Source organism: Lentihominibacter faecis (assembly GCF_014306095.1).
GTDB lineage: Bacteria > Bacillota > Clostridia > Peptostreptococcales > Anaerovoracaceae > Lentihominibacter > Lentihominibacter faecis.
Genome location: NZ_JACRWC010000109.1, coordinates 53,878 through 63,659 on the forward strand (window position 1 = coordinate 53,878; position 9,782 = coordinate 63,659).

General features: G+C 46.3%; 6 protein-coding genes. 5 read left to right on the forward strand and 1 reads right to left on the reverse strand.

The window, feature by feature from the left end; genetic code table 11:
• The first annotated feature begins 23 nt into the window (after window positions 1-23).
• The 4 genes from pth to fucO all read left to right on the forward strand — a co-directional run bounded on the left by pth (window position 24) and on the right by fucO (window position 6,343).
• A complete protein-coding gene (pth, locus tag H8876_RS09270) occupies window positions 24-632 on the forward strand; it encodes an aminoacyl-tRNA hydrolase (protein ID WP_249287508.1) in 609 nt (202 codons plus the stop codon).
• Window positions 610-4,023 carry a transcription-repair coupling factor gene (gene mfd, locus H8876_RS09275; RefSeq protein WP_249287509.1) on the forward strand — a complete coding sequence of 1,138 codons (3,414 nt, stop codon included), beginning with the start codon at window positions 610-612 and terminating at the stop codon, window positions 4,021-4,023. Before pth ends, mfd begins: the two co-directional genes overlap by 23 nt.
• Entirely contained in the window at window positions 4,024-4,989 is a 966-nt protein-coding gene (locus H8876_RS09280; protein ID WP_249287510.1) for an AraC family transcriptional regulator, read from the forward strand.
• Between the two features lie 202 nt (window positions 4,990-5,191).
• Window positions 5,192-6,343 (forward strand): lactaldehyde reductase, encoded by a 1,152-nt coding sequence (fucO, locus tag H8876_RS09285; RefSeq protein WP_177265623.1) that lies wholly within the window; start codon window positions 5,192-5,194, stop codon window positions 6,341-6,343.
• Between the two features lie 829 nt (window positions 6,344-7,172).
• Here the strand turns inward: fucO and H8876_RS09290 are convergent.
• A complete protein-coding gene (locus tag H8876_RS09290; RefSeq protein ID WP_249287515.1) occupies window positions 7,173-7,622 on the reverse strand; it encodes a hypothetical protein in 450 nt (149 codons plus the stop codon).
• 314 nt (window positions 7,623-7,936) lie between these two features.
• On the opposite strand from H8876_RS09290, the gene H8876_RS09295 reads away from it, so the two are divergent.
• Window positions 7,937-9,610 carry an autotransporter outer membrane beta-barrel domain-containing protein gene (locus H8876_RS09295; RefSeq protein WP_249287511.1) on the forward strand — a complete coding sequence of 558 codons (1,674 nt, stop codon included), beginning with the start codon at window positions 7,937-7,939 and terminating at the stop codon, window positions 9,608-9,610.
• The last annotated feature ends 172 nt before the right edge of the window (window positions 9,611-9,782 follow it).

Consider the following 9,782-nt stretch of genomic DNA (forward strand, 5'->3'; position numbering starts at 1 on the left):
AAAGCGAGTAGAAAGCAGGACAGATGTTTGTAATCGTGGGTCTCGGAAACCCGGGGAAAAAATACGAAAAGACAAGACATAATATGGGGTTTTTAGCCATCGATAAGCTGGCGGAAAAGCACGATATCAAGGTCAATAAACTGAAACACAAGGCGCTGACCGGAGATGGTTTCATCTTCGGTCAGAAAGCTTTGCTGGTAAAGCCTCAGACGTATATGAACCTCAGTGGTGAATCTGTGAGGGAAATCGTCAGCTATTATGATATCGACCTGGAAGATCTGATCGTGATCTATGATGATTTTGATCTGGAAATCGGAACGATCCGTATCAGAAAAAAAGGAAGCGCAGGCAGTCACAACGGGATGAAGTCCATTATCGGACAGATCCAGTCGAAGGATTTCCCGCGGATCAGGATCGGAATCGGTAAAAGCGGTGGAGGTGCCGAATGGAAGGATTTTGTTCTTGGTAAAACCTCAAAGCAGGACGAGAAGCTGATCGAGGATGCTGTGGATCGTGCAGCAGATGCAGTAGGATGTATTTTAGAAAAGGGTATTGATAAGGCTATGAATGAATATAATGTAAAACCTAGATTATCGGGAAGGGAAGATCGTGACAAAACAAGGAATGATTAACATAGCAGGTGCGTCGGAAGGTCGGATCGCACCGATCATAGCAAATCTCCGAAAAGATAAAAAAGGTCAGAGCTTGATCGTCGTTTCTACGCTCAACAGAGCGAAGCGGCTGGCATCGGACCTTTCTTTTTTTAGTGGAGAGAATATCTATATTCTGCCTCCGGAGGAAGAATCTCTGATACAGTTTGAAGCACGCAGCAACGATGATCTGCTGAAACGGATGAGCGTGCTCCGTGCTGTGAGCCGGGGAGAAGACTGTATCGTGATCGCTCCCGTGACCGGCGCGATCAAAAAACTTCCGCCAAAAGAAATCTTTGCAGAAAACGTGATAGAAATCACGAGAGGAGAAGATATCGAGCTGGATAAGATCCGGGAAAAGCTGACATTACAGGGATATGAAAGAGTTTCCATGGTAGAAGGAAGAGGCGAATACAGTGTCCGCGGCGGGATCCTGGATGTGTTTACACCGGATAGCGACAATCCATACCGTATCGAACTGTTCGATACGGAGGTGGACTCCATTCGTACCTTTGATCTGAATACGCAGCGTTCGGAGGAGCACCTGAAATCCGTGAGCATTTATCCGTGCTCCCAGATCCCTCGGGAGCACCAGCTTTTTGCAGAGGCAGAAAAAAATATACGTGCAGCTTATGAGAAACAGATTCGAAAGCTGGAAAAGAAAGAACCTGGAACGGAGCTGATCCATCAGCTGAAACAGAGGGAAGGGCAGCTGCTGGAATATGCCGGGAACATGATCAATATTCAGTATCTGGAAAAATTCCTCCATTATTTCTACGAGGAAACTATGTATATCTGGGATTATATGCATGCTCCGGAGGTTTTTATCGATGATCCGGCTCGCATTCTGGAGACGCTGGAAGTCTGGGACAAGGAGCGTGGCGAAGATATTGAGACGATTTTAAGTTCAGGACGAGGGATCGGCGAGGATTTCAAGGGACTTTCCGGGGAAAAAGATTATTTTCTGCTTTACGAAAAGCCGGGCTATATTTTTACTCCCTTTACAGGAACCATCAAAAATGCGCCTTTCCTGAAAGAACTGATCAGCGTCAACTGCAGACAGACGCCGGCGTTTAACGGACGGATGGACCTGCTCAAAAGCGAGCTGGACAGTTATGTGCGGAGAAATTTTGACGTTACCATCGTATGCAGCAGTCAGGAACGTGAGAAAAACCTGCGGGAATTTCTGATCCGGGAAAAGCTGGACGGCAGGATCGCCATGAAGCAGGGAACCCTTACAGCAGGCATGGAATTCACAGATGAAAAGAAGGTCTGGATATGGGAGGGCGATATCTTTGGCGGCAATCGGAAAAGCCGGAGAAAACGCAGGAAAACGCGTGGAGAGCAGATCAAGAGTTTTGCGGATGTGCAGGCGGGCGATTATGTGGTCCATGAAAGTCACGGAATCGGTAAATTCGTGGGTATCGAACAGCTGACTGTGCAGGGGGTGCGTAAGGACTATCTGAAAGTCAAGTACGCGGGAGAGGATTCTCTCTACATTCCGGTGGATCAGCTGGGAATGCTTCAGAAATACATTGGAGGAGACGGTGTGGCGCCGCGACTCAACAAACTTTCCGGTGGCGAGTGGAAAGCGACCAAGGCGAGAGCCCGTGCAGCAGTCGATGATATGGCGCAGGAACTGATCCGGGTATCAGCGGCCAGGATGCATGAGAAAGGTTATGCTTTTTCGGAAGATACCGTATGGCAGAGTGAGTTTGAAGACAGCTTTCCTTATACCGAAACGGAAGATCAGCTGCGATGCATTGAAGAGATCAAGCAGGACATGGAACGTGATGTGCCTATGGACCGGCTGCTGTGTGGTGATGTGGGATTTGGCAAGACGGAAGTGGCGGCCAGAGCATTGTTTAAATGTGTGGCGGACGGCAAACAGGCGGCTGTGTTAGTGCCGACGACTCTGCTGGCTAATCAGCATTATTATACGATGAAGGATCGATTCGAAAAGTTTCCGTTTAAAGTGGAAATGCTGTCCCGTTTTCGTACCGCAGCGCAGCAGAAGGCTATTCTGGAAGGTGTGGAGAATGGGAGCATCGATCTGCTGATCGGAACTCACAGGCTGCTTTCTTCTGATGTAAAGTTCAAGGATCTGGGACTTCTGGTCATCGACGAGGAACAGCGGTTTGGCGTCAAGCATAAAGAAAAAATAAAACAGCTGAAAGAGAATGTAGATGTGCTGACTCTTTCGGCAACGCCGATCCCGAGAACTTTGCATATGTCTCTTTCCGGGATCAAAGATATGAGTACTATTGAAGAACCGCCGGAAGACCGATATCCGGTGCAGACATACGTTATGGAAATGGATGATTTTGTGATCCGGGAGGCCATCGAAAAGGAGCTGGCGCGTGGAGGTCAGGTTTATGTGCTGTACAACCGGGTGGATTCCATCAATCGGGTCGCCAGCGAGATAGAGAGGCTGGTTCCGGAGGCATCGGTGGCTGTGGGACATGGCAAGATGCGGGAGCACCAGCTGGAAGATATCATCATGGACTTTTCCAATGGGGAATACAATGTGCTGGTTTCTACCACGATCATCGAGTCCGGCATGGATATCCCTAACGTCAACACCATGATCGTGCTGGATGCTGATCATTTTGGTCTGGCGCAGCTCTATCAGCTTCGCGGGCGGGTAGGTCGCTCGGATCGGATGGCATATGCGTATTTAATGTATAAAAAAGATAAGACGCTTACTGAGATCTCGGAAAAAAGGCTGCGAGCCATCAAGGAATTTACGGAGTTTGGCTCCGGCTTCAAGATCGCCATGCGTGATCTGGAGCTTCGTGGCGCCGGGAATCTTCTGGGAACGGAGCAGTCGGGCCATATGTTGAATATAGGATATGAGCTGTACTGCAAAATGCTGGAAGAGGCTGTCGACAAAGCCCGCGGGATCGAGGAGATCCCGGAAGCGGAAGAAACGGCATTCAATCTGCCGATCCCTGCGATCCTTTCGGAACGTTACATTGAAAACGAAATGCTCAGGCTGCAGATGTATAAAAAGATCGCCATGATCACCAGTGACGAAGATGAATCGGAGATCATAGATGAACTGCTGGATCGGTTTGGCGATATTCCGAAAGCGACCATGAACCTTATCAAAATATCCAAGATACGGGCCATGGCAGGCAAACTGGGGATCTCGGAGATCTCTCAGCAGGGGTACAAGATCATATTCAAACTTTTAGAAAATGTCAAGCTTACGGAGCGGATCATGGCAGGCCTGATATCCACATATGGAGGCAGGATGATGATAAACGGCGGAAGAGAACCGTACATTAGATTGACCATCGGCAAGGATGACCCTTTGCAGGCCATCGAGAAGTTTTTGCAGATCGCAGTAGGAGAAAGGAAACCGAACTAGATGAGACAGGAACTGCTTGAGATCCTGGAAGCTGTCCGGGAGGAAGAACGCGAGATTCTGGAAGAAGGTGCAGGGATTCGCAAGGATTTGTACACAGAAGGAGATCCCTTTATTGTGACCGCGCGCAAGATGATGGGAAACGACCAGAAGCTGATCCAGATCAGGACGCATACGAGATTTATAGCATTCCCGCGCCACCGCCACGATTTTATTGAGATGATGTACGTCTGCAAAGGTTCCTGCACACATATCATCGATGGGCAGGAGATCACGGTGCAGGCGGGGGAGTTTTTACTTCTAAATCAGTATTCATGGCACGAGATCAAGAAAGCGGAAAAGGATGATATTTCGGTGAACTTCGTGATCAGACCGGAGTTCTTTGACAAACCGTACACGATGCTGAGTTTCAACAATGTTATTACGGATTTTCTGATCAATGTTTTGAGAAAGAACAGCAGTCAGGGAGAGTTTCTGTATTTTCAAGTGGCAGACGTGGTGCCGGTGCAGAATCTGATCGAGAATATGGTGTCTATGCTGATCCATGACCAGGAGAACGATACGATCCTGCAGACTACAATGGGACTTTTATGTATGCATCTTGCTTATTATACGGATCGTTTGAACCGTGGCGTGCAGGAAAAATTCGATGATATGCTGGTCAAAGAGAGCATGGAGTACATAGACAGTCATTTTCAGCATGCCAGTCTGACGGAGCTGGCGGACAAGCTGCATCAGTCACAGTATTCGCTGTCAAGGCTCTTAAAAGAAAAGACCGGCGAGACGTTTCGGGAGATGGTGCTGAACAAGAGGTTTTATCGGGCGCAGGAACTATTGACAGAGTCGGATCTTCCGATCAACGATGTGATCCTCAGTGTGGGCTATGAAAATACCAGCTATTTCCACCGTAAATTCAAGGAGAAATACAATATGACGCCGCGCAGATATCGGGAGCTGTTTCGACGCTAGCGGCGCTCTTTGCAGAAAACCGGACAGGGCTTCTGCAAAGACCTTTGCAAATATTCTGCAAATAAGGACACTTTTTTTCGCAAGGGTCGTCCTTATTTTTTTTGCAGAAAAACGTATAATGACAATAGGGAACAAAAAAGGGGTTTTATATAAAAATAAAACAATGAATAACAGGGAACGAAACGCTAAGGAGGTACAAACGATGGTAAACAGATTTATGCTCAATGAAACAAGTTATCATGGTGCAGGTGCGATCCAGGAAATCTTGACGGAAGTGAAGGCCAGAGGTTTTAAGAAGGCTCTGATCGTTACAGACAAGGATCTCGTAAAGTTCCAGGTGGTAAAGAAAGTGACAGATCTTCTGGACGGAGCGGGCTATGCATATGCGATTTATGATGAAGTAAAGGCAAATCCGTCTGTAGAAGTTGTGAAAAAAGGGGTAGAGGCTTTTAAGAAGGCTGGAGCTGATTATCTGATTGCCATCGGTGGCGGATCTCCGCAGGATACCGGAAAGGCCATCGGTATCATCATCAACAATCCGGAATTTAGCGATGTGGTTTCGCTGGAAGGTGTTGCACCGACGAAGAACAAGGCTGTACCGATGATCGCGGTGGCTACGACTGCGGGAACGGCAGCAGAGACGACGATCAACTACGTTATTACTGATGAAGAAAAGAAGAGAAAGTTCGTATGTGTAGATCCGCATGATATCCCGGTCGTAGCGGTAGTTGATCCGGAAATGATGTCCAGCATGCCGAAGGGATTGACGGCGTCCACAGGTATGGATGCTTTGACACATGCGATCGAAGGATATACGACGCAGGCTGCATGGGAACTGGCAGATACGCTGAATCTGAAAGCGATCGAGCTGATTTCAAGATCTCTGCGTGCGGCTGTAGAAAACGACCCGAAGGGCAGAGAAGATATGGCTCTCGGTCAGTATGTGACCGGCATGGCGTTCTCTAATGTAGGGCTTGGCGTGGTACATGGCATGGCTCATCCTCTGGGAGCATTTTACGGAACGCCGCATGGCGTGGCTAATGCAGTGCTGCTGCCTTACGTTATGGAATTTAACAAGGATTACACTGGTGAGAAGTATCGTGAGATCGCTCGGGCTATGGGCGTAGAAGGGGTAGACGATATGAGCCAGGAAGAATACAGAGACGCAGCGATCAATGCGGTTCGCAAGCTTTCGCTGGATGTCAATATTCCGCAGAATCTGGGCGAGATCGGCGTGCTGAAGAAGGATCTTCCGGATCTGGCTAAAGCTGCTATGGCAGATGTTTGCACAGGCGGAAATCCACGCCCTTGCACCGAAGAACTGGTGCTGGGTGTTTATGAAAAAGCATTTTAACTAATTCAACCAATCATGTTAGTGCAGAGCCTCTCGTGGTTCTGCGAAGGCAAACTCCTTCATGGATCATGTGTACAGACGGCAGGCTCTCTGCCTGCCGTCCTCATGAAGAGTTGCTGTTTAAAAGACCTCCATACAAGTACGTGCGGTCCTCGCCGACTGTACTGTTCATGATACTGGCTCGGAAGCGATTCCGGGCTTTTTTTTTACAGAATAGTTACAGGTGGGTTAGGATGCCAGATATTTCAAATGTGCAGAAATCGCCTTTTTTGAAGACAAAAACAGAAAAAGGACGGGGGAAACAACAAAAGGAAGGGCGTGCGAACCGATAAATGTATGATATTTACATTACAGTTTATAAGATACAGAAATATATTTGAAAATATCCTTATATCTGGCAATGGGCGGCGGATGGATTTGGCGTTTCTGGCTTCATTCTGAAAAGCGTCCGTATAAAAGCGAGTATGCAGAAACGTTTTCTGCATATTGCTATCAGAAAATATGATTTCGTAGAAAAACGTGCCAGAAAAGCGCGAGAGTGGAAGCCAGAAAAGTGCGAGAGCGGGAAAAAGAAAAACCTGTCAACCGTTTTTGAAAATGTCTTAAAAATAGTTCAACATTAGCACCGGTCAATCGGTGCTTTTGTCTATGTAATCAATGAAATGTTATTCCACGGTGCATTTGACAACGAGGCTCCTGCGACATGAGCCTGGGAGGCGGGAGGCAGCAGCATATCACTTTGGCCTCCCGGCAGATAAGCCTCTCATGTCGCAGCTCATTGTCAAACGCCTTTCGCGGCATAAACATTTCAGGGATATGATCAGCAGGCCTACGGCTCTTCTTTACCTGCCATGGCATACACATAGAGTTTACCGGAAAGTGTTCGGATGACGATTGCAGCTGTCCCTTTGTAGAAATCCGCCTGACATCCCTGTTCATCCGTCAGAGCGTAGTATTTGCTGCGGAATCGTATACAGTGACCTGCATCGATTTTCCTGGGCGTCAGGACTGCAAGAAACTGGGTGATTTTATCGGCATCCGGTTGTTTTTCAAAAACAGATCTAGTACAATCCATATCAAGAGTAAACTGTGCATTGAATTCTTTGAGGCAGGATGCTAAGAACTCATTTGTCTGCTCGAGATTGGATATGCCTGCCAGCCGTAATTCGACCAGCAGGCGTGACTGTAGTGTTTGAAACAGTCGCTCTATCCGGCCTTTAGCCTGAGGGATGCTGGTGGTTTTGGATCTTCCGAACCATGGATGAAGGGAAGCGTCCATCTGGATCATTTCCCCGCAGTACTGATATCTTGGGCGGCACAGATGTGGCTCGTCAGCAAAAAGCAGTTTTTCAGCAGGATGTGCACGTACAGTTCCTTCACATAAAGTGATGCCGTCATTTGATATATATTAAGACATTATCATATGCGAAACATAAGGTCTCGTGCTGTAGATGTAAAAAAAGATCTTTTAAATGTAATGAATAAGCAGCGTGTTCTTTCAAAAAAACTTGTATCTAGGGGGGTGGAGTGCTATAATTGAAGAAACGTTTTATATTTATAACGGCTCGACGAAAAGAATTAAGAGGTGGAAACATGAAAAAGAGAAGACTTATGCTGTGCAGCATCATCTCCCTCATCATGGTGTTTGTGATGGCGGTGCCGATGACGGTAAGCGCAGATACAGTAAGAGTTGCTGGTGATGCAACAGCTTTAGCTAATGAAATTAAAGCTGCTCAAAAGGGTGACACTATTAAGTTAACAGCATCTTTTGCAGCCAGCATCACGATTCCAGCTGACAAGAACATTACGTTGGATCTGAATGGGCAGACGTTGACAAACGAAGCTGGTAACCACACTATCACTAATGAAGGAACACTGACTATCAAAGGTGATGGAACTGTGGATAATGTGTCTCATGCAAAAGCGGCTGTATATAATAAGCAGGGAGCGACAGCGACTTTGAGTGGGGGAAAGTTTACTCGTTCTAAGGAAACTGGTAAGAGTGATTCTGTTAGTGGTGGAAACTCCTACTACAATATTTTGAACCAGGGTGAGATGACGATCAATAGTGGCGTTGAAGTGTCTCAGACAGGACATTTTTCCAGCTTGATTGATAATGGCTGGTATAATGGAAGCGAAAACACTGCAAAAATTAATGCCAAATTAACTATTAATGGCGGAACCTTCAGTGGCGGTTTAAATACTATTAAAAATGATGATTTCGGCGATTTGACTATTAAGGATGGAAAATTCAGCAATACTTCCGGAGCAGTTGTACTTAACTGGAATATTGCTAATATTTCAGGAGGTTCTTTTGAAGTCGCAGACAGTGCGAAATCTGTTATTGCAAATGGATATGGCAACGCTGAGATGGATAAAGGTGAACTGACTATTACAGGTGGTACATTTACAGCTAGTAACGATGGTGCAGGTAATATTTTTGGCTATACAGGTAGTAATGGCGGATTTGTTAAAATCTCCGGAGGAACTTTTGATGGGGATTTAAACACAACGGGATATCCTTATACCCCGGAAATTTCTGGCGGAGAATTTACTGATGATCCTGGACAGTATGTTGTAAATGACAAAGCTGTTTTAGTTCTTGATAAAGATGAATATCTCGTTATTTATAATGATGATGACTATGCATGTGTTTTGGGGGCTACACATAAGGCTGTCAGGGGGGATCGTCCTTACTACTATTTAGATAAGGAAGATGCTGGACAGGTTGAACTGGAACCGCTTGGGCACAGTGTGGATTTCTATGCTATGCAGCCAGAAGGATCTATTGATTATGAACAAGGTGATTCCATCACAGTTCCAGACGGAAAAAGTGTTAAAGAGTTTCTGGCTATAGTTAATGAAGAATATGAGTTCGACGGAAAAGCTTATGCTATCACTGATCCAAAAGCTGTTGATGGTTATAAGTTCTTAGGATGGTACAACGGAACGGCAAAGTGGAATGAGAACGATGATACTAAATTAGATTCTTTTGCATATGGTGAAAAATTTGATTTTGATCAGAAAATCACAAAAGACACTGAAGTATTCGCTGCATGGGAAAAGGTTGGATCTGGCTCTAATGAGCCGACACAGCCTGGAAACTTAGATAAACCATCAAAGGATAATGGTGCAGTTGCTAAGGCAGACAAGAGCGCTAAGACTGGCGATGACTTCAATCTGTTCGCAGTAGGCGGAGTTGCACTGGCAGCGATCATCGCGATGGCAGCAGTTGCAATCACAGGAAGAAGACACAGACAGAGATAACAAACTTTTAAATTGAGTCGTTTGAAGATCCGGGATTATTCCCGGATCTTTCTATTTTTAGGGCTATAAGCCCGTGCTGAGCACGCATAGCGTGCGAAGTATCAACCACCCGCTATGCGGGTGCGCAGTAGAGGTTATACCAAAAAATCACCTATTTCAGTATAATGTGGTT

Excerpts from the sequence above, each read along its gene's own strand:
- pth (WP_249287508.1), top strand. The coding sequence starts at position 24 with ATGTTTGTAATCGTGGGTCTCGGAAACCCGGGGAAAAAATACGAAAAG.
- H8876_RS09280 (WP_249287510.1), top strand. The coding sequence starts at position 4,024 with ATGAGACAGGAACTGCTTGAGATCCTGGAAGCTGTCCGGGAGGAAGAA.
- fucO (WP_177265623.1), top strand. The coding sequence starts at position 5,192 with ATGGTAAACAGATTTATGCTCAATGAAACAAGTTATCATGGTGCAGGT.
- H8876_RS09290 (WP_249287515.1), bottom strand. The coding sequence starts at position 7,622 with ATGGACGCTTCCCTTCATCCATGGTTCGGAAGATCCAAAACCACCAGC.
- H8876_RS09295 (WP_249287511.1), top strand. The coding sequence starts at position 7,937 with ATGAAAAAGAGAAGACTTATGCTGTGCAGCATCATCTCCCTCATCATG.